This window comes from Streptomyces sp. NPDC026589 (assembly GCF_040638385.1).
Classification (GTDB): domain Bacteria; phylum Actinomycetota; class Actinomycetes; order Streptomycetales; family Streptomycetaceae; genus Streptomyces.
This window is the reverse complement of sequence record NZ_JBEZYG010000011.1, coordinates 99,695-125,646: the sequence shown is the minus strand read 5'-3', so window position 1 is coordinate 125,646 and position 25,952 is coordinate 99,695. Positions and strand designations below refer to the sequence as shown.

Genomic DNA, 25,952 nt, shown 5'->3' with positions numbered 1-25,952 from the left:
ACGCAGCCTCACCGGCCCGGACGGCCGGTCGCGAGCAGGTCGCCGGCCAGGCCGATGATCACCGGCGCCACCCCGACCGACAGGAAGGCGGGGAGGAAGCAGAGGCCGACCGGCGCCGTGATCAGCACCCCGGCCCGTTGCGCCCGCGCCAACGCCGCAGCGGCTCGCTCGGCGCGCATTGACTCGGCCAGCCTGGCAACCGGCTCGGCCGCCGGAGCCCCCGTCGAACCCGCCCGGTGCAGACAGCGGGCCAGCGGGCCGGCGCCCGGTATCTCCCCGAACCGACCCCATGCTTCGGCCGGGTCGCCGCCGAGGCGGATCTCCGCGGCCGTACGGGCGAGCCGATCACCGACCGGGCCGCCGATGGATTCGCCCACCTCCGCGGCCGCCTCCCGCGGACCTGCCCCGACCGCGATGCAGGCCGCCAGCAGATCCGCGGCCAGCGGAAGCTGCCCGGCGATCACGGCCCGCTCCCGATGCGTGCCGCCCCGACGAGCGACGGGCCGGTTTCGCCGCCACCGCCACAGCCCGTACGCCGCGGCCGAACCGACCGCGCAGCCCATCGCACCGCCGACCAGAATCCATCCGGCCAGCCAGGCCCCGGCCGGGGCCGCCCACCACCGGGCGGACTCGGAGAGACCCGAACCACCGCTCACCCGGAACGGTGCGACCAGCCGGCTCCCCCTGCCGGGTCGTGCCGCGACGACCGTCCCCAACAGCAGCGCCCCCCGCCCGCGCACCGCTCGTTCCCGGAATCCGGCGGCGATCACGGCTGCCAGCTGCACCGCCATGCCCAGCACCGCCGCCGGCATCCCCAGGCTGTGGAGAACTCCTCCGTCCGTCACGTTCACGCCGCCTCCCCTCCGCGCACGATCCGGCAGGCCCAGTACAGCCCGGCCGCCTCCAGGAACACCCCGACAGCCAGGCAGGCCATACCGCCCGGGGTGTGCAGCAGTACACGCAGGGGTTCGGCTCCGAGTGCCGCTCCCAGCCCCAGACCCGCAAGCGGGAGCAGTGCCAGAACCACGACCGTCGACCACGCTCCCGCCAGTTGAGCACGTAGCTCCTCCCGTCTGCGCCGGTCCTCCCGCAGCGCCGCCTCCAGGCGCTCCAGCCCGGTCGCCAGCCCGGCCCCGCCGTCCACGGCCACGCGCCAGCACGCGGCCATCCCGGACAGGCCCCCCAGCCCCGGGCCCTCCGCCGCCTGCCGCAGCGCCGCCGGCACATCGCCGCCGAACCGCGCCGCCGCCAGCACCGCGGCCTCCGCCTCCCCCAGCCGACCGCCTGAAGTGGGCGACGCCCATGAGCCGGCCTCCGCCGGACCTTCGCGCAGCGCGACCAGCAACGCCTGTCCCGGCTCGCGACCGGCCCGCAGCTCCCCGACCACGGCTCCGCACAACGCCGCCACCGCGGTCGCGGCCCGCTCCGCCTCCCGCGCTCCTGCCCGCCTCCGCAACCACCGGCGCACCAACGGGACCGCCACTGCCCCCGCGACCAGCGGCAGCACCGAACCCCCCAGCACCGCCAGCAGCACCGCGACCGGAACGCACCACCACTCCCGACGCCCCCGGGCCGACTCCCCCACACGCCCCGGCGCCTTGAGCAGGTGTGGCCGCCATCGGCTCCATGGCCGACCCGACTCGGCGGGAGCGTCCACGAACAACACCCGCGCCCGCCGAACGCCCACGTCCCGCACCATCGCGAGCCACACCGCTGAACCCGCGCAGAGAGCCACCGCATGGGCCGCGTACGCGGACGTCGCCCCCGTCACAGCGCACCCCCGATCAGCGACCGCAGACGTTCCCATCCGCGCTCCGGGACGAATCCGCCGACGCCCCAGCTCAGGGCCGGAACCGTGAGGACCAGTCCTGCCGGGTCCCGCTCCAGGACGTGCACCTCGGCGACTCGCCGTTGCCCCTCACGGTCCCGCACGAGATGCACGACCACGGAGAGCGCGGCCGCCAACTGGCTGTGCAGCGCCACCCGGTCGAGTCCCGCCGCGGTGCCCAGAGCCTCCAGCCGGGCCGGAACATGCTCGGCGGCATTGGCGTGGACGGTGCCGCACCCCCCTTCGTGTCCGGTGTTCAGGGCGGCCAGCAACTGCGTGACCTCAGCTCCTCGCACCTCACCGACCACCAGCCGGTCGGGCCGCATGCGCAGTGCCTGCCGCACCAGATCCCGCAACGTCACCCGGCCCGCCCCCTCCTGATTGGCCGGACGGGACTCCAGGCGGACCACATGCGGATGGTCCGGCCGTAGCTCGGCGGAGTCCTCGGCGAGCACGATCCGCTCGTTCGGGCCGACCGCGCCCAGCAGACTGGCGAGGAGCGTCGTCTTGCCCGCCCCGGTGCCGCCGCTGATCACATAGGAGATCCGCGCTTCCACGAGCGCCCGCAGGATCCGGTCTCCGCCCGGCGGCACCGTGCCCGCGTCCACCAACTCCGCCAGCGAGAAGGCCCGTGGCCGCACCACGCGCAGGGAAAGGCAGGTCGAGCCGACGGACACCGGGGGCAGCACGGCGTGCATCCGTGTTCCGTCGGGTAGTCGTGCGTCCACCCACGGACGTGCGTCGTCGAGCCTTCTGCCCGCCACCGCGGCGAGACGCTGGGCCAGCCTCCGCACCGCCGCCGCGTCAGGGAAGGTGACGCCCGTCAGCTGGAGCCCACCGCCCCGGTCCACCCACACCCGGTCCGGCGCGGAGACCAGCACATCGGTCACCTCCGGATCCGTGAGCAACGGCTCCAGCACGCCCGTGCCGACGAGTTCGCCGCGCAACTCCGCCGCCGCCCCGAGCACCTCGGCATCCCCCAGCAACCGTCCCTGGGCCCTGAGAGCAGCGGCCACGCCGGCCGGGGTGGGAGCGGCACCGCTGCGTGCCAGCCGCTGGCGTACGGCGTCGAGCAGTTCGTCCGTCATGCCGCCCCTCCCCCGGGCAGGCCGGTCACGGAGCTTGCGTCACCGGCCGCCGCTGCCTGTTCCCAGAAGGACGAACAGAACCGGGCCAGCGGCCCCCGGGTGCCGGCCCCGGGCGGGGTACCGTCGTCCTGGGAGACCAGGAGTCCCGATTCCAAGGGGAGTTCGCCGACGAGCGGGAGGCCGATGGCCCGGGCGACCCATCGCCCGTCCAGCCCTGACGCGTACGGCCCCCGGGGCACCACCCGCAGGTCGTCCAGCACCATTCCGGCCGTGGCCGCGACGCGCCTGGCCGCTGCTACCGCGCGCAGTTCGCCCGGCACCACGAGCAGGCCGAGATCGAGTTGGGCCAGTGCTTCGGCGACTGACTCGTCGACCCGGCGCGGAAGGTCCACGACCACCACCCCGCCGAGTCGTCGCGCGGCGGCCAGCACCGCGCGCATCGCCTGCGGCGGGATCACCACCTCGTCGTCCCGACCCCAGCTCAGCACCCGCAACCCGTGAAGGGCGGGCAGCGAGTCCTCAAGGGCTCCGACCCCGAGACGGCCCTTCGACTGCGCGAAATCCGGCCACCGCAAGCCTTCGGCCCGTTCGCCGCCGAGCAGGACGTCGATCCCGCCCCCCAACGGGTCGGCGTCGATCAGCATCGTCCGCCTACCGGACGTCGCCGCACTCACGGCAAGGGCGCAGGCCAGCGTCGATGCGCCGGAGCCGCCCCGGCCGCCCATCACACCGACCGTGAAAGCGGGCCGCCCAACGCCTTCGGCGGCGTTGGCGATCTGATCGACGAGCCAGGCCTCGGAATCGGGCAGGCGCAGCACATATTCGGCCCCGATCTCCACCGCCCGCCGCCACACGTCGGGGTCGTCCTGGTCCCGGCCCACCAGCATCACCCCCTTCCTGCGGCCGGCGCCGCGGCAACGCGCGGCCGCGTCGTCTCCCAAGAGCACCATCGGAGCCCGCTCCCAGCCGCCCCGGCGCCCGGGCGGCGCGTGATGAACTTCCGCCTCGGCTCCGGCCGCCGCGCACAGCCGCAGCAGGTCGTCGAGCAGTTCCACGTCCTCCGTCACGATCAGCGGGCCTCCGCGCCGCCCCCCATCGACCGCCGTTCCTTCTCCCGCGATGGATCCAGCCACGATCTCCGCCCCCTTCTCACTGCCCCTCAGTGCGGTTCGCGGTGTTCTCGGAGCGTTCCGAGATGCGCGATTCCGGCACCCGCGGACTTCGCGGGTGGAATCAACGTGCAGCACCTCGGAAAATCATGTGGATCTTGATGAAAAACTGTGGACAACTTCGAGGCTGTGAATAACTTCGTAACCCGAACCAGCGACTTCCGGAGCGCAGCCCTCTGGCTACACACTGTGACGAGACGAGTCGCACGACACCCGACTCGCACAATCAGGCCGACGGGCGGCCAGACGGGAGGCTCAGGTGGTTCCCACCCCTAAAACGCGTCCGGACATGCGACGACCCCCGCCGGGGGGGAGAGCGGGGGTCGTCCCCACGGCCGACTCGGGGGGGGAGGAGCCGGACCGGGTTGGCACGGTCGCGAACGATCCGTGACTTCCATGGTGTACCCGAGGGCCTTCTCAGGCAAACCCACGCGCCGGAGTTTACGCCGAATGGTGGGCCCCTATGCTCAGCGTTGTGGAAAACTGCTTCTCGCCGCGCACAGCAGCCTTCTTTGACCTGGACAAGACGGTCATTGCGAAGTCTTCGACGCTGACCTTCAGCAAGTCCTTCTACCAAGGCGGACTGATCAACCGCCGCGCTGTACTGCGCACCGCGTACGCACAGTTTGTGTTCCTCGCCGGGGGCGCAGATCACGACCAGATGGAGCGGATGCGTGAATATCTCTCCGCCCTCTGCAAGGGGTGGAACGTCCAGCAGGTCAAGGAGATCGTCGCCGAGACCCTGCACGACCTGATCGACCCGATCATCTACGACGAGGCCGCCACCCTCATCGAAGAGCACCACACGGCAGGGCGCGATGTGGTCATCGTTTCGACCTCGGGCGCCGAAGTCGTCGAGCCCATCGGCGAATTGCTCGGCGCCGACCGCGTCGTCGCCACGCGCATGGTCGTCGGTGACGACGGGTGTTTCACGGGTGAGGTCGAGTACTACGCCTACGGACCGACCAAGGCCGAGGCCGTGAAGGCGCTCGCGGTCTCGGAGGGGTACGACCTTTCGCGCTGCTACGCCTACAGCGACTCGGCGACCGATGTACCGATGTTGGAGTCGGTCGGCTACCCGCACGCGGTCAATCCCGACCGCGCGCTGCGCCGCGAAGCGACCCTTCGCGAGTGGCCGATTCTCGTCTTCAACCGCCCGGTCCGACTCAAACAGCGACTGCCGGCCTTCTCGATGCCTCCCCGCCCCGCTCTCGTGGCGGCGGCCGCGGTCGGCGCGGCGGCCGTCACCGCCGGACTGGTCTGGTACGCCAGTCGTCGGCGCGCCGCCGGCGTCACTCTGCCCGGGTGAGACGGGGCGGGGCTCAGCGAGGTGAGCAGGGCCGCTCCACCGGAGTGACACCTGGCCCGATTCGCCCTTGATTGAACCTAAAAGTAAAGAAGCAGGGCCAGGGGTATCCCTTCCCCTGGTCCTGGAGTACAAAGGATTTAACGGCCCGCGAGACCAAGGACATCCGCGAGGATGACCTGCAACGCAGAACGGCCCCTCGGACCGCGCACGAAAGCCGAGCACCCACGCGACGTCGACCCGTCGATTACGGGCCAGCCGCACCAGGTGACGGGCAAAGCACCCGACCTGATGGGCAAACTACGAGGACGCTTGGTAACTGGGCGGACGTGCCAGCGGCGGTACCGCACATCGGTGCCGCCGCACCCCCGCCCGGGGCCATCACCCCACAGCCGCCCGGAAGTCGACCTTCACCCGGCGGTCCCCTCCGCACCATTCGCGCCCTCCGACGCTGTCCTGCCGGATCGGGCTCTCGGGCCGTTTCCGCCCCGAGACACGTCGAGCATGGAGACCACATCCCCTCGATGCCGCGTCGACCCCGGGTCGGCATCAGGCGCCCGGCGCGGCATCAGGCACCGGGGCAGCGGCAGGCACCGGCGCCGCATCAGGCACCGGGGCAGCGGCAGGCACCGGCGCCGCATCAGGCACCGGGGCAGCGGCAGGGCTCGTCAGGCGGCGCCACGCTGAAGCGCCTCGCACACCGCGGTCGACTCGCGCACGCCCAGCTCGACGGAGCGCCCGCAGTGGGTGATCCAGGCGGCCATACCCTCCGGGGTTCCGGCCGTATAGCCCTCGAACGCCGCGACATAGGCCGCCCGGCCCTGCTCCGCGTGTCCCACCTCGGCCGGGCAGATCGACTTCGGGTCAAGACCGCTGCCGATCAGCACGATGCGCTCCGCGGTCCGGGCCACCAGACCGTTGTGCGAGCCGAACGGACGCAGCGCCAGTAGCTCGCCGTGCACCACGGCGGCCGTGACCAGCGCGGGGGCGCTGCCACCCGCCATGATCAGCCGCGAGAGCCCTTCGAGCCGTCCGGCGACCTCCCCGGCCCCGGGAACAGGTGCCTCGATCAGCGGCTCGTCGACGGATTCACCCGCCAGCCGAGGACGCCCCACCACCGCGTCGTCGGGAGTCGCGCCGCCGGCCGCCACCAGATGCAACCGAGCCAGCACCCGTAGGGGTGACTGTCGCCAGATGGAAAGGAGTTGCCCAGCCTCCGCGGTGAGCCTCAGCGCGGCGCCGACCATGCGCGCCTCGTCCTCACCGCTGAAGTCGGTACGCCGACGCACCTCCTCGAGGTTCCAGTCGGCACCGGCCAGCGCGGCCGAACCACGAGAACCCCGCAGTGCGGCTTCGGCTGTGACCTCATTACTGCGGCGCCGCATGACGCGATGGCCGTAGACCCGGTCGACGGCCTTGCGCACGGAGTCCACGGCATCAGCAACGCCGGGCAGGGAACCGAGCGCGGCGAGCGGGTCAGAGGCAGTCGTACTCATAAGTAGCGAGGCTACGCGCCCACTCCACCCACACCACCCCCAAGTGGCCTTCTTCACGAACAGTGACAGCACACCGCAACAGAGCAGCTACCCTAGGTGAACATGAAGATCGCTTTCGTCGGGAAGGGCGGCAGCGGAAAGACCACGCTGTCCTCGCTCTTCATCCGCCACCTCGCCGCCAACGAAGCCCACGTCATCGCCGTGGACGCCGATATCAACCAGCACCTGGGCGCCGCTCTCGGCCTGGACGAGGCAGAGGCCGCCGCGCTGCCCGCCATGGGGGCGCACCTCCCGCTCATCAAGGACTACCTGCGGGGCGCCAACCCCCGTATCGCCTCCGCCGAGACGATGATCAAGACGACTCCGCCCGGCGAGGGCTCCCGGCTGCTACGGGTCCGCGAGGACAACCCGATCTTCGCGGCCTGCGCGCGCCCGGTTCCGCTGGACGACGGGGGCGTCCGGCTGATGGCGACCGGGCCCTTCACGGAGTCCGATCTCGGAGTGGCCTGCTACCACTCCAAGGTCGGGGCCGTGGAGCTCTGCCTCAACCACCTGGTCGACGGCCCCGACGAGTACGTCGTGGTCGATATGACGGCGGGCTCGGACTCGTTCGCCTCGGGTATGTTCACGCGCTTCGACATGACGTTCCTGGTCGCGGAGCCGACCCGTAAGGGGGTGTCCGTCTATCGCCAGTACAAGGAGTACGCACGCGACTTCGGCGTCGCCCTCAAGGTCGTCGGGAACAAGGTGCAGGGCCCGGACGACCTGGAGTTCCTGCGTGCGGAGGTAGGCGACGACCTGCTGATCGGGATCGGCCACTCCGACTGGGTACGGTCGATGGAGAAGGGCCGGCCGTCCAGGTTCGAGCTGTTGGAGGCCGACAATCGGATGGCTCTGCAGACACTGCAGGACGCCGCCGAGGACTCGTACGGGTCGCGTGACTGGGAGCGCTACACACGACAGATGGTGCACTTCCACCTGAAGAACGCCGAGAGCTGGGGCAACGAGAAGACCGGCGCCGACCTGGCCGCCCAGGTCGACCCCGCCTTCGTGCTCGACGAACGCCACGCAGGAGCGGGCGTGACCGCACCCGCCTGACTCATCGCACGGGGCCCCCTCGTTAGCCGCTTTCGACGGTCCCCTCGTCGGCCGCCTCTCTCGTCGCTCCCCTCGGCGGCCGCCTTTCGGTGGCCGACGAGGGGGCGAACGATGCGGCGCGCGCGATCGGCCGATGCTTCGGCCGGCGTTCCCTCGGTGCTTCAGCCAGTCGCTCCGGCGGGAGCCGAACCCTCGTCACCCTGATCCGAGGCAGTGCCCGGAGCCTGATCCGGGGCCTCGCCAGCATCCCCGCCCGGTGCCTGGTCCGGTGCCTGGTCCCGGGCCTCTCCGGCGCCCTCGGCAGGGGCCTGGTCCTTACTCTCACCCTCGCCCTTCCCCTTCCCCTTACCCTCGCCCTGGTCCTCGCCCTCGCCCTGGTCCTTGCCCTTGCCCTGGTCCTTGCCCTTGCCCTGGTCCTCACCCTTGTCCGCGGGTTGCGCGGCGGCCTGTTGGGCGCCGAGGTAGGACGACCAGCCCGTCTTGGGCGCCTCGCCGACGCCGAGCGTGGTGAGCTTGGCCAGCGTCTTCGGGTCCTGTGCGTCCAGCCAGTCGGCGAGCTGGCGGAAGGACACGCAGCGCACGCCCTCCTTGGTGCACACCTGCGCGATGGTCTCCTCGATGGCGCGCATGTAGGTGCCGCCGTTCCAGGACTCGAAGTGGTTGCCGATGATCAGAGGCGCCCGGTTGCCGTTGTACGAGCGGTCGAAGGCCTGAAGCAGCCCGTCCCGCATCTGGTTGCCCCAGTACTCGTGCTGGGAGGGGTCCCCCTGGGTGGCCGTACCGGACTGGTTGACCATGAAGTTGTAGTCCATCGAGAGAGTCTCGAAGGCGCGGCCCGGCATCGGAACGAGCTGGAGCGGGATGTCCCAGACCCCGTCCTTCTTCTTGGGCCACACCTGGTTGCCGACGCCGCTGGAGTCGTAGCGGAAGCCCATGGTCCGGGCGGCGGCGACCATGTTCTTCTGGCCTTCCAGGCAAGGGGTGCGGGCGCCGACCAGTTCCTTGTCGTAGTCGAAGGGGAGCGGGTCCTCGCCCTTCAGCTCCGGAGTGTTGGTCTTCCAGCCCTTGACGAAAGCTTTCGCCTGACTGATCTCGCTCTTCCACTCATCGACGGACCAGGTCCCGACCCCGCCGTCCTTGCCACAGAAGTGGCCGTTGAAGTGGGTGCCGATCTCGTTGCCTTCCAGCCACGCGGCACGCACCTCATTGAGGGTGTCGCGGATGCCCTCGGTGTCGTTGAAGCCGATGTCGGAACGGCCCGGCGCGTGCTGGGGCGGGTTGTAGAGGTCCTTCTTCTCCTCCGGCAGCAGGTACACGCCGCTGAGGAAGTACGTCATCTTGGTGTTGTACTTTTTGGCCACGCCGCGGAAGTGCGAGAAGAGCTTCTGGCTGTCCTCTCCGGCGCCGTCCCAGGAGAAGACCACGAACTGGGGAGGCTTCTCGCCGGGCGCCAGGCGTTCGACGGCCGGCATCTTCGGCTGGGCACCGGTGAAGGCGGTGGACCCGTCCCCGATGAGCTTGACCGCGTTCTTCGGGGCGGCGGCCGGGGGGTTCTCCTTGGCGCCGTGGGCGCCCTTCTCCGTGCCGGCTCCGGCGCCCCCTGACGCGGACCCCCCGGATCCGGCTCCGGAACAGCCCGCGAGCACGGCGACCAAGGCCGTGGACATGACGCCCAAGGCGATCCTCTTCGTGGCGGCCATCATCCGCCCACCCTCTTCCTTGCAGGTTATTTGCGTTGAAGTGCCGACACGGCGCGGCCAAATTCGCACACGGTTCCGCACAGGAAGGACGACATACCGAATGAAAAGATGCCTATTCACTACTAAGGGTCATCAACTAGCCCACATGCCTCCGGTCTGAACCGGACGCGCCCCGGGCCCGTGCAACCGTGCGACCCCGTTCCGGGTCGCCCCCGCCACACCCGCCACACGCGACCGAGACGCCCGACCGACATGCCCGACCGACACACCCGACCGGCACGCCTCGAAACGCCCCGGCGGGGCCGGAACTGCCGCGCGCCACGCGTCGCGCGGAGGCCCTCGACCGCGGAGCGGGATCATGGCTCCATACACGAAGACACAGGTCTAAACCAATTCCCGGCAGGCCCTTGTCACCTGGCCCCGCGCCTGATGAGCTATGCCCCGGGACACAACGGACACCCTGGGACTGGGAGAAGTCGTGAGTAACGAGAGCCTGGCCAATCTGCTTCGGGAAGAGCGGAAATTCGCTCCACCTGCTGAGCTGGCCGCCAACGCCAACGTCACCGCAGAGGCGTACGAGCAGGCCGACGCGGACCGGCTGGGCTTCTGGGCCGAGCAGGCCCGCCGTCTGACGTGGGCCACCGAGCCGACCGAGACCCTCGACTGGAGCAACCCGCCCTTCGCGAAGTGGTTCGCGGACGGCAAGCTGAACGTCGCGTACAACTGCGTGGACCGCCACGTCGAGGCGGGCAACGGCGACCGGGTCGCCATCCACTTCGAGGGCGAGCCGGGCGACAGCCGGGCCATCACCTACGCGGAGCTGAAGGACGAGGTCTCCCGCGCCGCCAACGCCCTGACCGAACTGGGCGTCGGCAAGGGCGACCGGGTCGCCGTCTACCTGCCGATGATCCCCGAGGCCGCCATCGCGATGCTGGCCTGCGCCCGCATCGGCGCCGCGCACTCCGTGGTCTTCGGCGGCTTCTCGGCCGACGCCATCGCCGCCCGCATCAAGGACGCGGACGCCAAGGTCGTCATCACGGCCGACGGCGGCTACCGCCGCGGCAAGCCGACCGCGCTCAAGCCCGCGGTCGACGACGCCGTCTCGCGGTTCGAGAACGTCGAGCACGTCCTCGTCGTCCGCCGCACCGGCCAGGACACCGCGTGGACCGAGGGCCGCGACGTCTGGTGGCACGAGATCACCGCCCGGCAGTCCGCCGAGCACACCCCCGAGGCCTTCGAGGCGGAGCAGCCGCTCTTCATCCTCTACACCTCGGGCACCACGGGTAAGCCGAAGGGCATCCTGCACACCTCCGGCGGCTACCTCACCCAGGCGTCGTACACGCACAACGCGGTCTTCGACCTCAAGCCGGAGTCCGACGTCTACTGGTGCACCGCCGACATCGGCTGGGTGACCGGGCACTCGTACATCGTCTACGGGCCGCTGGCCAACGGTGCGACGCAGGTCATGTACGAGGGCACCCCGGACACCCCGCACCAGGGCCGGTTCTGGGAGATCGTGCAGAAGTACGGCGTCACGATCCTCTACACCGCCCCCACGGCGATCCGTACGTTCATGAAGTGGGGCGACGACATCCCCGCGAAGTTCGACCTGAGCAGCCTCCGCGTCCTGGGTTCGGTCGGTGAGCCGATCAACCCCGAGGCGTGGATGTGGTACCGGAAGAACATCGGCGCCGACAAGTGCCCCATCGTGGACACCTGGTGGCAGACCGAGACCGGCGCGATGATGATCTCGCCGCTGCCCGGTGTGACGGAGACCAAGCCGGGAAGCGCCCAGCGCGCGCTGCCGGGCATCGCCGCCACCGTCGTGGACGACGACGCCAACGAGGTGCCGGACGGCGGGGGCGGCTACCTCGTCCTCACCGAGCCGTGGCCCTCCATGCTCCGCACCATCTGGGGTGACGACCAGCGGTTCATCGACACCTACTGGTCGCGTTTCGAGGGCAAGTACTTCGCGGGCGACGGTGCGAAGAAGGACGAGGACGGCGACATCTGGCTGCTCGGCCGGGTCGACGACGTCATGCTCGTCTCCGGGCACAACATCTCCACCACCGAGGTCGAGTCCGCCCTCGTCTCCCACCCGTCGGTCGCCGAGGCCGCCGTGGTCGGCGCGACGGACGAGACGACCGGCCAGGCCATCGTGGCGTTCGTGATCCTGCGCGGCACTGCCACCGCCTCCGACGAACTGGTCGCCGACCTGCGCAACCACGTCGGCACGACCCTCGGCCCGATCGCCAAGCCCAAGCGGGTCCTGCCGGTCGCCGAGCTGCCCAAGACCCGCTCCGGCAAGATCATGCGCCGCCTCCTCCGCGATGTAGCCGAGAACCGCGAACTGGGCGACGTCACCACGCTGACCGACTCCTCCGTGATGGACCTGATCACCACCCAGCTGCCGTCCTCCTCGTCCGAGGACTAGGACCGAGAGCACAGAACAGAGCGGGCACAGTACAGAGCAGGCACAGAGCAGGCACCGTACAGAGCCGGCACCGTGCAGGCACCGTACAGAGTCGGCACCGTACAGACACAGGGCTACGGAGTACGGCTCCGATGGGCATCCGGCAACGCGCCGGGTGCCCATCGGGCATTTAGCCTGAAGATCACCCAATGCGGTTAATACGGTCCCGCTCTTCACGCCCCCGGTAGAGTGGGCGCTTCACCACAACTGCAGAGAACATCTCCACAGGGGCGCCGGGAAGTCTGGTCGGCATGTCCATCAGCCATGCCCTCATGCCGCCCCTGACCTGGAGGTCCTCTCGTGGCACCGCCCAACCCGCCCGCTCCGCCCGCCCCGCCCCGGCGCCCGCTGCTCGGCCGGCTCTCCCTCACCGAGCGGAACTACGTTGCGGAAGCTCTCCGCACCGAGACGGTCGGCGGAGTGCTCCTGCTGGCCGCGGCGGTCGCCGCGCTCGTCTGGGCCAACGCCTTCGGCGACTCGTACGAAGCGGTCAGCAAGTTCCACTTCGGTATCGACGCCATCGGCCTGGACCTCTCCGTCGCGCACTGGGCGGCGGACGGGCTGCTCGCGGTCTTCTTCTTCGTCGCCGGCGTCGAGCTCAAGCGCGAACTGGTGGCGGGCGAACTCCGCGATCCGAAGGCCGCGGCCCTCCCGGTGGTGGCGGCCCTGTGCGGCATGGCCGTGCCCGCCCTCGTCTACTACTTCACCGTGGTCGTCGGCGGAGGCTCGACGAACGGCTGGGCCGTCCCCACCGCGACCGACATCGCCTTCGCGCTCGCCGTCCTCGCGGTGATCGGCACCTCGCTGCCGTCCGCGCTGCGGGCCTTCCTGCTGACCCTGGCCGTCGTCGACGACCTCTTCGCGATCCTGATCATCGCGGTGTTCTTCACCTCGGACCTGAACTTCCTGGCGCTCGGCGGGGCCGTCCTCGGCCTGGCCGTCTTCTACTTCCTCCTCCGCTTCGATGTCCGGGGCTGGTACGTCTACGTTCCGCTCGCCCTGGTCATCTGGGGCCTGATGTACAACAGCGGCATCCACGCCACCATCGCCGGGGTCGCGATGGGGCTGATGCTGCGCTGCACCCGTCGCGAGGGCGAGAAGCACTCCCCCGGCGAGCACATCGAACACCTGGTCCGCCCGCTGTCCGCCGGGATCGCCGTCCCGCTGTTCGCCCTGTTCTCGGCCGGGGTCGCGCTGAACGGTGAGGCGCTGGCCGGCGTCTTCACCCGGCCCGAAACGCTCGGCGTCGTCCTCGGTCTCGTCGTCGGCAAGACCGTCGGCATCTTCGGCGGCACCTACCTCGCCGCCCGCTTCACCAAGGCGGAGCTGAACAAGGACCTGGCCTGGGCGGATGTCCTGGCACTCGCCTCGCTCGCCGGCATCGGCTTCACCGTCTCACTGCTCATCGGGGAGCTGGCCTTCGAGGGCGACCCGGAGATGATCAACGAGATCAAGGCCGCCGTACTGCTCGGTTCGTTGATCGCGGCCCTGCTCGCCTGCGTACTGCTCAAACTCCGGGTACGCAGGTACAAGGAGCTGTACGAGGCCGAGGAGCTGGACGAGGACGAATCCGGGGTACCCGACGTCTACGAGCAGGATGATCCGGAATACCACCTGCGGATGGCCGCCATCCACGAGCGGAAGGCGGCAGAACACCGCCGTCTCGCCGAAGAGCGGGCGGGGGCAGCGCGCGACGAGCCGAACAGTCCGGCATGATCTGACATCGGACGTGTCGAAGACGGAGAGGGAGTCAGGGATGAGCGACCCCGGCAACTACGCGGGCAGTGCGGACCGCAGCATCGGGCAGCTGGTCGCCTCGGCGACGGCCGAGATGTCCGCGCTGGTGCACGACGAGATCGCCCTGGCCAAGGCGGAGGTACGGCAGGACGTCAAGCGCGGGGCGATCGGCAGCGCGGCGTTCATCGCCGCGGGCGTACTGCTGCTGTTCACGATGCCGATGCTGAGCTTCGCGGCCGCGTACTGGATCCACAGCTCGGGCCTGGGTCTGGCGTGGTGCTTCCTGATCGTGGCCGGCGCCTTCATTCTGCTGGCCGCCCTGATCGGGTTCATCGGTCTGCGGAAGTTCAAGAAGATCAAGCCGCCGGAGAAGTCCATCGCCTCCGCCAAGCAGACCGCCGCGGTCCTGCAGAAGGCCAAGCCGCACCCGCGCCCGTCGATCGCGGCCGACGCGATCATCGAGCGCTCCGGCAGCAGCCTGGCGAAGAAGAGCGTCGAGAGCGGCTCCGCAGAGGACGCCGGTAAGGGCAGGGCCGACGCTGTGGCACGCTCGTCCACATGACGGTTCCCGATTCCAGCGCATTCGGCCCGACGCGTCCGGTGGACCCGACGGGCCCGACGGGTCCGGCAGCCCCGGCCGAACCGGCCACCAGCTCCGCGGGCCGGGCCTCCGGTGGCCCGGTGCGCCTCGACGGCCCCTGGACCCACCGCGACGTGGCGGCCAACGGTGCGCGGTTCCACATCGCGGAGATGGGCGAGGGGCCGCTGGTGCTCCTGCTGCACGGCTTCCCGCAGTTCTGGTGGACCTGGCGCCACCAGCTGACCGCGCTCGCCGACGCGGGGTTCCGGGCGGTCGCGATGGACCTGCGCGGGGTGGGCGGCAGCGACCGCACACCACGCGGTTACGACCCCGCCAACCTGGCCCTCGACGTCACCGGGGTGATCCGCTCCCTGGGCGAGCCCGACGCGGCCCTGGTCGGCCACGACCTCGGCGGCTACCTCGCCTGGACGGCCGCGGTGATGCGGCCCAAGCTGGTCCGCCGGCTCGCCGTCTCCTCCATGCCGCACCCGCGCCGCTGGCGCTCGTCGATGCTGTCCGACTTCGCGCAGTCGCGGGCCGGTTCGTACGTCTGGGGCTTCCAGCGCCCGTGGCTTCCGGAGCGTCAGCTCCTCGCGGACGACGCGGCGCTGGTCGGGAGCCTCATCCAGGACTGGGCGGGCCCCCGCACCCCGGAGTTCCCCGACGAGGAGACCCTGGACGTCTACCGGCGTGCCATGAGCATCCCCTCCACCGCCCACTGCTCGATCGAGCCGTACCGCTGGATGGTGCGGTCGATGGCCCGTCCGGACGGGGTCCAGTTCAACCGGCGGATGAAGCGTCCGGTCCGGGTGCCCACCCTGCACCTGCACGGGTCGCTCGATCCGGCGGTCCGCACCCGTAGTTCGGCCGGGTCCGGCCAGTACGTCGAGGCGCCCTACCGGTGGCGACTTTTCGACGGTGTCGGGCACTTCCCGCACGAGGAGGATCCGATCGGCTTCTCCACCGAACTCATCAACTGGCTCAAGGACCCCGAGCCCGACCGATAGCCGCCCCGCCCGCCACGGGCACGCGTGTCCGACGAACAGCCAATTGCCCGCCGCATAGGCCAATTGGCTGACTCGCGCACGATTACCGACCTTGGGTCACGGGCAGACGTCGGGGTATGGGCTGGACGCACGACTTCACTGACGAAGCACGCAACCGCCGCTCCACCGCGTCAGCCGGTGTGAGCACTCATGAGGGGGGCGGCCCCCGGGGCCGGGTGCACGATGTGCATGACCTTCACCGTTCCCGCCTCGGGATTCCGCGCATCCTCCGCCGTCGGGCCCGCTGGGTCTCGGCACGGCTCCGACACCCCCGTAACTGACCCTCACCGGCTCGGCCGGGGCGGGCCCCAGGGGTGTCAGGCACCAGTGTCGGACACGCCCTAGAGGGCGCAGCCCTGGCTGTCGACCTGCTGGTTGGCCTCACGGCCGATCTCGATGTCCTCGCGGATCTCGTCGGCCGTCAGCGCGTAGCCGGTCTCCGGGTCGTCGAGCGACTTGGCGAACACCACTCCGTACACCTTTCCGTCCGGAGTGAGCAGCGGGCCACCCGAGTTGCCCTGGCGCACCGTCGCGTAGAGCGAGTACACATCGCGGCGCACCGTGCCCCGGTGGTAGATGTCCGGGCCGTCGGGGTCGATGCGGGCGCGGACGCGGGCCGAGCGCACGTCGTACGCGCCGTTCTCGGGGAAGCCCGCGACGATCGCGCTGTCGCCGGTCTCCGCGTCATCGTCCGGGCCGGTGAACTGCAGGGGCCTGGCCCGGAGATCGGGGACGTCCAGGACCGCGATGTCGCGCTGCCAGTCGTAGAGGACGACCTTCGCGTCGTACAGCCGGCCTTCGCCGCCGATCTGCACAGTGGGCTCCTCCACGCCGCCGACCACATGGGCGTTGGTCATCACCCGGCGCTCGGAGAAGACGAAGCCGGTGCCTTCGAGGACCTTGCCGCAACTCGGGGCGGTGCCCACGACCTTGACGATCGACTTCTTGGCGCGGGCGGCCACCGGGCTGCCCACGAGGGCCGGGTCCGGGGCCTTGACCTCGGTGATCGGCTCGTTGGCGAACGGGCTGAAGACCTGCGGGAAGCCGTTCTGCGCGAGGACGGAGGAGAAGTCCTGGAACCAGCTGGGCGCCTGCTTCGGCATCACCCGGTCGACCCCGAGCAGGACCGATGAGCTGCGGACCTCCTTGCCGAGGGTCGGCAGCGAGGTGCCCGCCAGCAGCAGGCCGATCATCCAGGCCACCAGCAGCATGGCCACCACATTGACCAGGGCGCCTCCGGTGGCGTCCAGGGCGCGCGCGGGCGACCACGTGATGTACCGGCGGAGCCGGTTGCCCAGATGGGTGGTGAAGGCCTGGCCGACCGAGGCGCAGACGATCACGATGACGACCGCGCCGATGGCGACGGCGGTGGAGACCTCGGCGTCCTCGGTCAACCGGTCCCAGATGACCGGCAGCAGGTAGACGGCGACGAGACCGCCCCCGAGGAAGCCGATCACCGACAGGATGCCGACGACGAAACCCTGGCGATAGCCGATGACCGCGAACCACACGGCAGCCAGCAGCAGCAGGATGTCCAGCACGTTCACCGTCTGTAGCCTCGCAGTTTCGTCACCTGGCCCGTCGGTGGTGACGGGGTCCGGGCCGGGCCCGGAACAGCGCAGCAGGACAGCCAGCGTGTCATGCGCGCCAGTCGAGCGGCACCTGTCTGGCCTTGTCCCAGGGGCGTTCCCATCCCGCGTAATGCATAATCCGGTCGATCACTCCGGCGGTGAAACCCCAGACCAGGGCCGATTCGACCAGGAACGCCGGGCCGCTGTGCCCGCTCGGGTGGATGGCCGTGGCCCGGTTCGCGGGGTCCGTGAGATCCGCCACGGGGACCGTGAAGACCCGGGCCGTCTCGGCCGGATCGACCACCCCGACCGGGCTGGGCGCGCGCCACCAGCCGAGCACGGGCGTCACGACGAAACCGCTGACCGGGATGTAGAGCCGGGGCAGCACACCGAAGAGCTGTACGCCCCGGGGGTCGAGCCCGGTCTCCTCCTCGGCCTCGCGCAGCGCCGCCCTCAGGGGCCCGGTGGTGGCCTGGTCGCCGTCCTCGGGATCCAGCGCGCCGCCGGGGAAGGACGGCTGCCCGGCGTGGGAGCGCAGGGTCCCGGAACGCTCCATCAGCAGCAGCTCGGGCCCGCGTTTCCCCTCGCCGAACAGGACCAGGACGGCGGACTGCCGGCCCGCCCCGCTCTCGGGCGGCAGGAAGCGGCTGAGCTGCTGCGGCTGGACGCTGCGCGCGGCCGCCGCGACGGGGTCGAGCCACGCGGGCAGGCCGTCCGTGGTGACGGCGACGGCCGGGTCGGGGGCACGGCTGCCACCGCTGTGACCCGGCCCCTCGGCGAGGTCGTTCCCGGCGTGCGTCGTGCCGTGTGTATGCGTGTGCGTGTGCGTGTGCGTCATGTGCGTGTGCGTCATAGGCACCCCCGTCGATTCACAACGCCTGTCGTCGGCCATTTCGTTCCGAGCCGTTCCGTCCTGAGGGGTGAAGGTGCGGGGGGCCGTGCGTGGGGCGTCGCCCTCACCCCGCCCCGAGCGCGGGCGCGGGCTTTCCCGGGTAGTCGGCGGGCGGGCTGAGCCGCTGGCCCGGATAGCCGCCCATCTCGTACTTGAGGAGCTTCCCGGCCTTCTCCGGATCGGTCTCGCCCTCTCCGTACGAAGGACAGAGCGGGGCGATGGGGCAGGCGCCGCAGGCAGGCCTGCGGGCGTGGCAGATCCGGCGGCCGTGGAACACCACCCGGTGCGAGAGCATCGTCCACTCGCTCTTGGGGAAGATCCCGGCGACGACCGCCTCGACCTTCACCGGGTCCTCCTCGTCGGTCCACTTCCAGCGCCGCACCAGACGCCCGAAGTGCGTGTCGACGGTGATGCCGGGGACGCCGAAGGCGTTGCCCAGGACCACGTTGGCGGTCTTGCGGCCGACGCCGGGCAGCTTCACCAGGTCCTCCAGGCGCCCCGGGACCTCGCCGCCGAACTCGTCCCGGAGGGCGGCCGAGAGGCCGAGCAGCGACTTGGTCTTCGCCCGGAAGAACCCGGTCGGCCGGATGATCTCCTCCATCTCCTCCGGCACCGCCGCCGCCATGTCCTCGGGGGTGGGGTAGGCGGCGAAGAGCGCCGGGGTGGTCTGGTTGACCCTCAGGTCCGTGGTCTGGGCGGAGAGGACCGTGGCCACGAGAAGCTCGAACGGGTTACGGAAGTCCAGCTCGGGATGGGCGTACGGATAGACCTCGGCGAGCTCGCGGTTGATCCGGCGGGCCCGGCGGACCATCGCGAGGTGCGACTCCGCCTTCGGCGCCTTGCGCTCCGAAGGCGCCTTGGCCGCCTTGGCCTTGGCCGCCGTACGCGCCGTGGCCGCCGTACGCGCCGTGGCCGCCTTGGCTTTTTTGTCGGATTTGCCAGATTCGCCGGGTTGGGCGGGCGTTGGCGATGACGACGACGATGACACTGCGGACCTCCTGGCCGACTTCCGGAGCGGCTCCCCCGGCTCTCCGGGGGATCCGCGCGCCCCTCCGAGGGAGCCATTCGCGGCATTCTCCGGGCGCGGCCAGGACTGTTCGCCCACAGCGGAATCGCCGCCCTTCGAGGCCGCGCCAGCCCCCTCGGCCTGCGCTCTCCCCGGCGTTCTGGACACCCGGCCAGCCTAGAGCCAGGCACCGACAACCACCGCCGTCACGGCATATCCACCCCCGATCGGCCCCCTGCCGTAGGGTCCGGCACGCCCGTGCGTCAAACTGGTTTGTGATTGATCGCACTGTTTTACCGTCCGGCATGATGGGGACCACGGTTCCCTGAACAGGCCGACAAGGAGAGAACTCGTGGACGACGTTCTGCGGCGCGCCCCGCTTTTCGCGGCGCTCGATGATGAGCAGGCCGCGGAGCTCCGCGCCTCGATGAGTGAGGTGACCCTCGCGCGCGGAGACGCGCTGTTCCACGAGGGCGACCAGGGAGACCGCCTGTACGTGGTCACCGAGGGCAAGGTGAAGCTCCACCGCACCTCGCCCGACGGGCGCGAGAACATGCTGGCCGTGCTCGGCCCCGGCGAGCTGATCGGGGAGCTGTCGCTCTTCGACCCGGGCCCCCGTACGGCGACCGCCTCCGCGCTGACCGAGGTCAAGCTCCTCGGCCTCGGCCACGGCGACCTGCAGCCCTGGCTGAACGCCCGGCCCGAGGTGGCCACCGCGCTGCTGCGCGCGGTCGCCCGTCGGCTGCGCAAGACCAACGACCAGATGTCCGACCTGGTCTTCTCCGATGTGCCGGGCCGTGTCGCCCGCGCCCTCCTGGATCTGTCGCGCCGCTTCGGCGTCCAGTCCGAGGAAGGCATCCACGTCGTGCACGACCTCACCCAGGAGGAGCTGGCCCAGCTGGTCGGCGCCTCCCGCGAGACGGTCAACAAGGCGCTCGCGGACTTCGCGGGCCGCGGCTGGCTGCGCCTGGAGGCCCGTGCGGTCATCCTGCTGGACGTGGAGCGGCTGGCGAAGCGTTCGCGCTGACCTCGTTTCCGTACGCGAAGGGCCCCGTCGGCCGGGCAGGTGTCGGAGTACGCACCGACCGGGGCGGCACGTACCGGAGTACGCACTCCGGTACGTCCGCCGGCGGGGCCCTTCGCCGCGCGGGCCCTTCGCCGCGCGGGCCCTTCGCCGCGCGGGGGCCCGATCAGTTCTGGATCAGCCCGTGCTCGGTCAGATACTCCAGCTGCGCCCGCACCGACAGCTCGGCGGCCGGCCACAGGGAGCGGTCCACGTCGGCGTACACCGTCGCCACCACCTCCGACGGCGTACGGTGCCCGGCCTCCACCGCCGTCTCCACCTGGGCGAGCCGGTGCGCGCGGTGGGCCAGGTAGAACTCCACCGCCCCCTGCGCGTCCTCCAGCACCGGGCCGTGGCCCGGCAGCACCGTGTGGACGCCGTCGTCGACCGTCAGCGACCGCAGCCGCCTGAGCGAGTCCAGGTAGTCGCCGAGCCGCCCGTCCGGGTGCGCGACCATCGTCGTGCCGCGGCCGAGGATCGTGTCGCCCGTCAGCACCGCCCGGTCGGCGGGCAGATGGAACGAGAGCGAGTCCGCCGTGTGCCCGGGCGTCGGCACGACCCGCAGCTCCAGGCCGCCCGTGGTGATCACGTCGCCCGCCGCCAGGCCCTCGTCGCCCAGCCGCAGCGCGGCGTCCAGGGCTCGCACCTTCGTCCCCGTCAGCTCCGCGAACCGCCCCGCGCCCTCAGCGTGGTCGGGGTGGCCATGGGTGAGCAGCGTGAGGCCCACGCGCCGCCCGGACCGCTCCACCGCCCCGATCACGGCCCGCAGGTGTACGTCGTCGAGCGGCCCGGGATCGATGACGACCGCGAGGTCGGAGCCGGGCTCGGCCACGATCCAGGTGTTCGTCCCGTCGAGCGTCATCGCGGACGGGTTGGGGGCGAGGATGTTGACCGTGCGGGTGGTCGCGGGGCCGGAGGCCACGGTTCCGCGCGGCTGTCCGGGCAGTGCTGCCGCGTCGCTCACGCTCTACCGCCCGCCGGGCCGGCCGCGGGTACGTGTTTGGTGAACTCGTCGTGCCCCGGCCAGCTCAGCACCAGTTCGCCGCCCTCCAGACGGGCCTGCGCGAGGACCGGGGCCATGTCCTGTCCGTCGGCCGCCCCGAGGGCCTCCGCGGCCGTCCTGTACGGCGCGAGGGCCCGCAGCGTGGTCACGGTGGGCGGCATCATCAGCAGCTCGCCCCGGTCGTAACGGCGGGCCGCGTCGGCGGGGGCGATCCACACGGTGCGGTCGGCCTCCGTGGAGACGTCCCGGGTGCGCTGCCCCTCGGGGAGCGCGGCGACGAAGAACCAGGTGTCGTACCGGCGCGGTTCGAACTCCGGCGTGATCCAGCGCGCCCAGGCGCCCAGCAGGTCCGAGCGCAGCACCAGGCCCCGCCGGTCCAGGAACTCCGCGAAGGACAGCTCCCGGGCGACCAGCGCCTCCCGGTCGGCCTCCCAGTCGTCCCCGGTCGTGTCGCCGACCACGGTGCCCGCGGTCGGCCCGGCGAGGAGGACACCCGCCTCCTCGAACGTCTCGCGCACCGCCGCGCAGACGACGGCCTGCGCCTCGGCGACCGTCGCCACGCCGAGCCGGGCGGCCCACTGCTCCAGCGGGGGCCCGGCCCACCCGATCAGCCGGTCGTCGTCGCGCGGATCGACCCCGCCACCCGGATAGGCGTACGCGCCCCCGGCGAAGGCCATGGAGGTCCGGCGGCGAAGCATGTGCACGACAGGGCCACCGGGCGCGCCGCCCGTCCCGCCCGGATCGCCGCCCGTCCCGCCCGCCTCGGGTCCGCCCGGATCGCGGAGCAGCATCACGGTGGCGGCCCGCCGGGGGGTCACGGCCGTCAGCTCACCGGCGGCGAGGGCCCGGATCCGGTCGGGCCATTCCGGGGGGTACCACTGACCTTGGGACATGGCCGGAGGCTATCCGGAACCGCGCCGATGTTCGAGGGTTCCCTGATCGTCGCGGTGACCCGACACGCCCCGTACCCGCCCGTCCTGCCCCGTACACGCCCGTCCCGCCTCGTACGCGCCGGCCATGCCACGAAACCGCCCGCACCACGCCCGTACACACCGGCCAAGCCCCGTACACGGACGATCCCGCCCGGTCGCGAGGACCGGACGGGATCGAAGGCAGAGCGCGAGGGGATTCTCAGGCGTCGTCGAGCTCCACCTGGACCTCGACCTCGACCGGTGCGTCCAGCGGCAGCACGGCGACGCCCACGGCGCTGCGGGCGTGCACGCCCTTGTCGCCGAGGACCGCGCCCAGCAGCTCGCTGGCTCCGTTGATCACGGCGGGCTGGCCGGTGAAGTCGGAGGCCGAGGCGACGAAACCCACGACCTTCACGACGCGCTTGATCCGGTCCAGATCGCCGACGACCGACTTCACGGCGGCCAGGGCGTTGAGCGCGCAGGTCTTCGCGAGCTCCTTCGCCTCGTCCGGCGTGACCTCGGCGCCGACCTTGCCGGTGACGGCGAGCTTGCCGTCCACCATCGGCAGCTGGCCCGAGGTGTACACGTACACCCCGGACCGTACGGCCGGCTGGTACGAGGCCAGCGGCGGCACGACGGCGGGCAGGGTCAGGCCGAGCTCGGCCAGCCGCGCCTCGACGGCGCCCGCCACTACGCCTTCTCCCGCTTCAGGTAGGCCACGAGCTGCTCGGGGTTGTTCGGGCCGGGAACGACCTGGACCAGCTCCCAGCCGTCCTCGCCCCAGGTGTCCAGAATCTGCTTGGTCGCGTGCACGAGAAGCGGCACGGTCGCGTATTCCCACTTGGTCATGGGCCCGACTGTAACGCCTGGCACGTCCGGTCCCTTGCGTAGCCCGGGGCCGGACTGGTTAGGCTCGAATACGTGAGCAGGTTCCAGGTCGTCAGCGGCAAGGGCGGCACCGGTAAGACCACGGTCGCCGCCGCCCTCGCGCTCGCCCTCGCGACCGAGGGCAGGCGCACCCTCCTCGTCGAGGTCGAGGGCAGACAGGGCATCGCCCAGCTCTTCGGTTCCGAGGCGCTCCCCTACGAGGAGCGCAAGATCGCCGTCGCGCCGGGCGGCGGCGAGGTGTACGCGCTGGCGATCGACGCCGAACGCGCGCTCCTCGACTACCTCCAGATGTTCTACAAGCTCGGCAGCGCCGGCCGGGCGCTGAAGAAGCTCGGCGCGATCGACTTCGCCACCACCATCGCGCCCGGCGTCCGGGACGTCCTGCTGACCGGCAAGGCGTGCGAAGCCGTACGCCGCAAGGACAAACAGGGCCGGTTCGTCTACGACCACGTGATCATGGACGCCCCGCCGACCGGCCGGATCACCCGCTTCCTGAACGTCAACGACGAGGTCGCCGGGCTGGCCCGGATCGGCCCCATACACAACCAGGCCCAGGCCGTGATGCGGGTCCTGAAGTCCCCGCAGACCGCGGTCCACCTGGTGACCCTCCTGGAGGAGATGCCGGTCCAGGAGACCGCGGACGGCATCGCCGAGCTGCGCGCCGCCGAACTGCCGGTGGGCAGCGTCTTCGTGAACATGGTCCGCCCGCATCTGCTCGACGAGGACGCCCTGCGCACCGCCGCGGGCGGCCGCCGCAAGGAGATCGCCAAAGCGCTGACCCGGGCCGGAGTGACCGGCTCCGCGGCGCTCGTACGGCCCCTGGTCGAGCAGGCGGCCGAGCACGCCGAGCGGGTCGGCCTGGAGCGGGAGCAGCGCGCGGTGCTGGCCGGCCTCGGCCTGCCGACGGCGGAGCTCCCGCTGATCGGCGACGGGGTGGACCTCGCCGCGCTGCACGACCTGGCCACGGAGCTCCGTAAGCAGGGCGCGGGGGAAGAGGGAGAGGCATGACGGCGAACACAGCCGGTGGGGGCCCGTCCGTGGCGGGGCTGGACACGGACGCGCTGCTGGACGACCCGGGCATCCGGATCGTCGTGTGCTGCGGCTCCGGCGGGGTCGGCAAGACCACGACCGCCGCCGCCCTGGGCGTACGGGCGGCCGAGCGCGGCCGTAAGGTCGTCGTCCTCACCATCGACCCGGCCCGCCGACTCGCCCAGTCCATGGGCATCGACCGGCTGGACAACGTGCCGAGGCGGGTCGACGGCATCGACGGCGAGGGCGAACTGCACGCCATGATGCTGGACATGAAGCGGACCTTCGACGAGACCGTCGAGGCGCACGCGGACGCCGAACGGGCCAGGGCGATCCTGGAGAACCCCTTCTACCAGTCCCTGTCGGCCGGGTTCGCCGGTACGCAGGAGTACATGGCGATGGAGAAGCTCGGGCAGCTGCGGGCACGCGACGAGTGGGACCTGATCATCGTCGACACCCCTCCCTCGCGCTCCGCGCTGGACTTCCTGGACGCGCCGAAGCGGCTCGGATCGTTCCTCGACGGGAAGTTCATCCGGCTGCTGATGGCGCCCGCGAAGGTGGGCGGCCGGGCCGGGATGAAGTTCCTCAATGTCGGCATGTCGATGATGAGCGGAACGCTGGGCAAGCTGCTCGGGGGTCAGTTCCTGCGGGACGTCCAGACGTTCGTCGCCGCGATGGACACCATGTTCGGCGGCTTCCGCAGCCGCGCGGACGCCACGTACAAGCTGCTCCAGGCGCCCGGCACGGCCTTCCTCGTGGTCGCGACCCCGGAACAGGACGCGCTGCGCGAGGCCGCCTACTTCGTGGAACGGCTGGCCGCCGAGGACATGCCGCTGGCCGGTCTGGTCCTCAACCGCGTGCACGGCAGCGAGGCTTCGCGGCTCTCCGCCGAGCAGGCACTGGCCGCCGCAGAAAATCTTGACGACACCCGCATTGTGGATCAGCGGGCCGGGAAAGCTGGCCTTGGTGACCAGGAAGCCCCCGACCCGGCGGTCACCGCTTCCGGACCGACCGAGCCGCCCCTCTCCCCCGAGGCCGGGCAGGCGTCCGGCCCCGAGCCCGCAGCCGAGCACCAGGACACGACGGAGAACGAGCAGCCCCACGAGAACATCGCGACATCCGCGAACACCCCTGACGACGCGACGAGCCCCGCAGACGCGCCCGGCTCCGCCGACGCGACCGCCGACGAGGCCGTGGGCGTGGGCGTCGAGGAACTGACGGCGGGTCTGCTGCGTCTGCACGCCGAGCGCATGCAGGTCGTCGCCCGCGAGCACCGCACCCGCGACCGCTTCACCGCGCTGCACCCCGAGGTGCCGGTGACGGCCGTGGCAGCGCTGCCCGGCGACGTACACGACCTGAACGGCCTCCGGGCCATCGGCGACCGCCTGGCGGACGGTTCCACCCCGCCCCCTGCCGGAGCGGCGTAGACCCCCTGCCCCCTGCCGGAGCGGCGTTACGCACCACCCACCGGGCCTGATGGCATACAGGCCGACTCGGCCGTGCCGACGCCTACCCGACGGCCGCGTACGTCTCGTGCAGCTCCTCGTCCTCCAGCCCGATGACCCCGGGCAGAACACCGGTGGACCGCTCGTACTCGCTGCGCGCGGTCTCCAGCAGTCGGCGCCAGGACGTGACGGTGGGCCGGCGCCGCAACAGTGCGCGGCGCTCCCTCTCCGTCATTCCACCCCACACGCCGAATTCGACGCGATGGTCGAGCGCATCGGCCAGGCACTCGGTCCGCACCGGACATCCGGTGCACACCGCCTTGGCCCTGTTCTGCGCTGCCCCTTGTACGAACAGTTCATCCGGATCGGTAGTGCGGCAGGCTGCCTGCGCACTCCAGTCGGTTACCCAGCCCATCCCGGCGCCGTCCTCTCCCGAATCGAGGCTCCCCCACGGCGGTAACGGCATATTCACCGCTGCCAGTTGAGGACGTTACGGAAGGTAGGGACAGCACAACACCCCCTTCGGGCCCAATCTTGAATGGTCCGAACGGACTATGCGTATGCGGCAGATCACCCAGGGGAGTGACCCGAGGACATGCGCGACTATCTCTGCGAAAAAGGGA

The 25,952-nt window shown here is 71.1% G+C and carries 24 protein-coding genes; 10 read left to right on the top strand and 14 right to left on the bottom strand.

Annotated features, from left to right (window positions below; all coding sequences use genetic code 11):
* Positions 1-8 precede the first annotated feature (8 nt).
* The 4 genes from AB0F29_RS20400 to ssd are packed head-to-tail and all read right to left on the bottom strand — an operon-like array spanning position 9 to position 4,049.
* Positions 9-851 (bottom strand): type II secretion system F family protein, encoded by an 843-nt coding sequence (locus AB0F29_RS20400; RefSeq protein WP_361873883.1) that lies wholly within the window; start codon positions 849-851, stop codon positions 9-11.
* Positions 848-1,771, bottom strand: a complete 924-nt coding sequence (locus AB0F29_RS20395) for a type II secretion system F family protein (RefSeq protein WP_361873879.1) — start codon at positions 1,769-1,771, stop codon at positions 848-850. The genes AB0F29_RS20400 and AB0F29_RS20395 overlap by 4 nt, the downstream gene beginning before the upstream one ends.
* Positions 1,768-2,916: a TadA family conjugal transfer-associated ATPase gene (locus tag AB0F29_RS20390; RefSeq protein ID WP_361873877.1), complete on the bottom strand. Its 1,149-nt coding sequence runs from the start codon at positions 2,914-2,916 to the stop codon at positions 1,768-1,770. Before AB0F29_RS20390 ends, AB0F29_RS20395 begins: the two co-directional genes overlap by 4 nt.
* On the bottom strand, positions 2,913-4,049 hold the full coding sequence (ssd, locus tag AB0F29_RS20385) for a septum site-determining protein Ssd (protein WP_361873875.1): 1,137 nt from the start codon (positions 4,047-4,049) through the stop codon (positions 2,913-2,915). Before ssd ends, AB0F29_RS20390 begins: the two co-directional genes overlap by 4 nt.
* Positions 4,050-4,548: 499 nt before the next feature.
* Here ssd and AB0F29_RS20380 point away from each other — a divergent pair, with 499 nt between their 5' ends.
* Positions 4,549-5,394 (top strand): HAD-IB family hydrolase, encoded by an 846-nt coding sequence (locus AB0F29_RS20380; RefSeq protein ID WP_361873873.1) that lies wholly within the window; start codon positions 4,549-4,551, stop codon positions 5,392-5,394.
* A 665-nt stretch (positions 5,395-6,059) separates the two neighbouring features.
* Here AB0F29_RS20380 and AB0F29_RS20375 read toward each other — a convergent pair.
* The gene (locus AB0F29_RS20375) at positions 6,060-6,887 is read right to left on the bottom strand and encodes an oxidoreductase (RefSeq protein WP_361873871.1); all 828 of its coding nucleotides are present in this window, start codon (positions 6,885-6,887) and stop codon (positions 6,060-6,062) included.
* A gap of 102 nt (positions 6,888-6,989) precedes the next feature.
* On the opposite strand from AB0F29_RS20375, the gene AB0F29_RS20370 reads away from it, so the two are divergent.
* Complete coding sequence (locus tag AB0F29_RS20370) at positions 6,990-7,985, top strand: ATP-binding protein (protein ID WP_018958842.1); 996 nt, start codon at positions 6,990-6,992, stop codon at positions 7,983-7,985.
* Positions 7,986-8,146: 161 nt separating this feature from the next.
* Here the strand turns inward: AB0F29_RS20370 and AB0F29_RS20365 are convergent, their stop codons facing one another.
* Positions 8,147-9,688: a hypothetical protein gene (locus AB0F29_RS20365; RefSeq protein ID WP_361873869.1), complete on the bottom strand. Its 1,542-nt coding sequence runs from the start codon at positions 9,686-9,688 to the stop codon at positions 8,147-8,149.
* Between the two features lie 433 nt (positions 9,689-10,121).
* Between AB0F29_RS20365 and acs the strand changes: the two genes are divergently transcribed.
* The 5 genes from acs to AB0F29_RS20340 all read left to right on the top strand — a co-directional run bounded on the left by acs (position 10,122) and on the right by AB0F29_RS20340 (position 15,802).
* A complete protein-coding gene (gene acs, locus AB0F29_RS20360; RefSeq protein WP_361873867.1) occupies positions 10,122-12,119 on the top strand; it encodes an acetate--CoA ligase in 1,998 nt (665 codons plus the stop codon).
* Positions 12,120-12,458: 339 nt separating this feature from the next.
* A complete protein-coding gene (gene nhaA / locus AB0F29_RS20355; RefSeq protein WP_361873865.1) occupies positions 12,459-13,874 on the top strand; it encodes a Na+/H+ antiporter NhaA in 1,416 nt (471 codons plus the stop codon).
* Positions 13,875-13,914: 40 nt separating this feature from the next.
* Complete coding sequence (locus AB0F29_RS20350) at positions 13,915-14,457, top strand: phage holin family protein (protein ID WP_361873863.1); 543 nt, start codon at positions 13,915-13,917, stop codon at positions 14,455-14,457.
* Complete coding sequence (locus AB0F29_RS20345) at positions 14,454-15,482, top strand: alpha/beta hydrolase (RefSeq protein WP_361873861.1); 1,029 nt, start codon at positions 14,454-14,456, stop codon at positions 15,480-15,482. Before AB0F29_RS20350 ends, AB0F29_RS20345 begins: the two co-directional genes overlap by 4 nt.
* Positions 15,483-15,598: 116 nt before the next feature.
* Positions 15,599-15,802 carry a hypothetical protein gene (locus AB0F29_RS20340; RefSeq protein WP_073740733.1) on the top strand — a complete coding sequence of 68 codons (204 nt, stop codon included), beginning with the start codon at positions 15,599-15,601 and terminating at the stop codon, positions 15,800-15,802.
* 60 nt (positions 15,803-15,862) lie between these two features.
* Here AB0F29_RS20340 and AB0F29_RS20335 read toward each other — a convergent pair whose 3' ends face one another.
* The 3 genes from AB0F29_RS20335 to nth all read right to left on the bottom strand — a co-directional run bounded on the left by AB0F29_RS20335 (position 15,863) and on the right by nth (position 18,795).
* Positions 15,863-17,068, bottom strand: a complete 1,206-nt coding sequence (locus tag AB0F29_RS20335) for a MarP family serine protease (protein ID WP_361873859.1) — start codon at positions 17,066-17,068, stop codon at positions 15,863-15,865.
* Positions 17,069-17,159: 91 nt separating this feature from the next.
* Positions 17,160-17,930: a CoA pyrophosphatase gene (locus tag AB0F29_RS20330; RefSeq protein ID WP_361873857.1), complete on the bottom strand. Its 771-nt coding sequence runs from the start codon at positions 17,928-17,930 to the stop codon at positions 17,160-17,162.
* A 118-nt stretch (positions 17,931-18,048) separates the two neighbouring features.
* The gene (gene nth / locus AB0F29_RS20325) at positions 18,049-18,795 is read right to left on the bottom strand and encodes an endonuclease III (RefSeq protein WP_018958850.1); all 747 of its coding nucleotides are present in this window, start codon (positions 18,793-18,795) and stop codon (positions 18,049-18,051) included.
* A 547-nt stretch (positions 18,796-19,342) separates the two neighbouring features.
* On the opposite strand from nth, the gene AB0F29_RS20320 reads away from it, so the two are divergent.
* On the top strand, positions 19,343-20,017 hold the full coding sequence (locus tag AB0F29_RS20320) for a Crp/Fnr family transcriptional regulator (RefSeq protein WP_003967450.1): 675 nt from the start codon (positions 19,343-19,345) through the stop codon (positions 20,015-20,017).
* A gap of 163 nt (positions 20,018-20,180) precedes the next feature.
* On the opposite strand, the gene AB0F29_RS20315 is transcribed toward AB0F29_RS20320, so the two are convergent.
* The 4 genes from AB0F29_RS20315 to AB0F29_RS20300 form a co-directional block, all read right to left on the bottom strand.
* On the bottom strand, positions 20,181-21,017 hold the full coding sequence (locus AB0F29_RS20315) for an MBL fold metallo-hydrolase (RefSeq protein WP_361873855.1): 837 nt from the start codon (positions 21,015-21,017) through the stop codon (positions 20,181-20,183).
* Positions 21,014-21,949 carry an NUDIX hydrolase gene (locus AB0F29_RS20310; RefSeq protein WP_361873853.1) on the bottom strand — a complete coding sequence of 312 codons (936 nt, stop codon included), beginning with the start codon at positions 21,947-21,949 and terminating at the stop codon, positions 21,014-21,016. Before AB0F29_RS20310 ends, AB0F29_RS20315 begins: the two co-directional genes overlap by 4 nt.
* Before the next feature lie 238 nt (positions 21,950-22,187).
* The gene (locus tag AB0F29_RS20305; protein WP_361873851.1) at positions 22,188-22,658 is read right to left on the bottom strand and encodes a RidA family protein; all 471 of its coding nucleotides are present in this window, start codon (positions 22,656-22,658) and stop codon (positions 22,188-22,190) included.
* Positions 22,658-22,816, bottom strand: a complete 159-nt coding sequence (locus AB0F29_RS20300) for a DUF4177 domain-containing protein (RefSeq protein ID WP_003967454.1) — start codon at positions 22,814-22,816, stop codon at positions 22,658-22,660. The genes AB0F29_RS20305 and AB0F29_RS20300 overlap by 1 nt, the downstream gene beginning before the upstream one ends.
* Positions 22,817-22,888: 72 nt before the next feature.
* Between AB0F29_RS20300 and AB0F29_RS20295 the strand changes: the two genes are divergently transcribed.
* Positions 22,889-23,863, top strand: coding sequence for an ArsA-related P-loop ATPase (locus tag AB0F29_RS20295; RefSeq protein WP_361873849.1), 975 nt, complete (start codon positions 22,889-22,891; stop codon positions 23,861-23,863).
* Positions 23,860-25,311: an ArsA-related P-loop ATPase gene (locus AB0F29_RS20290; RefSeq protein WP_361873847.1), complete on the top strand. Its 1,452-nt coding sequence runs from the start codon at positions 23,860-23,862 to the stop codon at positions 25,309-25,311. Before AB0F29_RS20295 ends, AB0F29_RS20290 begins: the two co-directional genes overlap by 4 nt.
* Before the next feature lie 82 nt (positions 25,312-25,393).
* Here the strand turns inward: AB0F29_RS20290 and AB0F29_RS20285 are convergent, their stop codons facing one another.
* Positions 25,394-25,744 (bottom strand): WhiB family transcriptional regulator, encoded by a 351-nt coding sequence (locus tag AB0F29_RS20285; protein WP_361873845.1) that lies wholly within the window; start codon positions 25,742-25,744, stop codon positions 25,394-25,396.
* Positions 25,745-25,952: the final 208 nt, after the last annotated feature.

Coding starts and splice junctions, on each gene's coding strand:
- acs (WP_361873867.1), top strand. CDS start 10,122: ATGCCCCGGGACACAACGGACACCCTGGGACTGGGAGAAGTCGTGAGT.
- AB0F29_RS20340 (WP_073740733.1), top strand. CDS start 15,599: ATGGGCTGGACGCACGACTTCACTGACGAAGCACGCAACCGCCGCTCC.
- AB0F29_RS20290 (WP_361873847.1), top strand. CDS start 23,860: ATGACGGCGAACACAGCCGGTGGGGGCCCGTCCGTGGCGGGGCTGGAC.
- AB0F29_RS20285 (WP_361873845.1), bottom strand. CDS start 25,744: ATGGGCTGGGTAACCGACTGGAGTGCGCAGGCAGCCTGCCGCACTACC.
- AB0F29_RS20365 (WP_361873869.1), bottom strand. CDS start 9,688: ATGATGGCCGCCACGAAGAGGATCGCCTTGGGCGTCATGTCCACGGCC.
- AB0F29_RS20375 (WP_361873871.1), bottom strand. CDS start 6,887: ATGAGTACGACTGCCTCTGACCCGCTCGCCGCGCTCGGTTCCCTGCCC.
- AB0F29_RS20390 (WP_361873877.1), bottom strand. CDS start 2,916: ATGACGGACGAACTGCTCGACGCCGTACGCCAGCGGCTGGCACGCAGC.
- AB0F29_RS20300 (WP_003967454.1), bottom strand. CDS start 22,816: ATGACCAAGTGGGAATACGCGACCGTGCCGCTTCTCGTGCACGCGACC.
- AB0F29_RS20330 (WP_361873857.1), bottom strand. CDS start 17,930: ATGACGCACACGCACACGCACACGCATACACACGGCACGACGCACGCC.
- AB0F29_RS20370 (WP_018958842.1), top strand. CDS start 6,990: ATGAAGATCGCTTTCGTCGGGAAGGGCGGCAGCGGAAAGACCACGCTG.
- AB0F29_RS20310 (WP_361873853.1), bottom strand. CDS start 21,949: ATGTCCCAAGGTCAGTGGTACCCCCCGGAATGGCCCGACCGGATCCGG.
- nth (WP_018958850.1), bottom strand. CDS start 18,795: ATGGTCCGCCGGGCCCGCCGGATCAACCGCGAGCTCGCCGAGGTCTAT.
- AB0F29_RS20380 (WP_361873873.1), top strand. CDS start 4,549: ATGCTCAGCGTTGTGGAAAACTGCTTCTCGCCGCGCACAGCAGCCTTC.
- AB0F29_RS20345 (WP_361873861.1), top strand. CDS start 14,454: ATGACGGTTCCCGATTCCAGCGCATTCGGCCCGACGCGTCCGGTGGAC.
- AB0F29_RS20350 (WP_361873863.1), top strand. CDS start 13,915: ATGAGCGACCCCGGCAACTACGCGGGCAGTGCGGACCGCAGCATCGGG.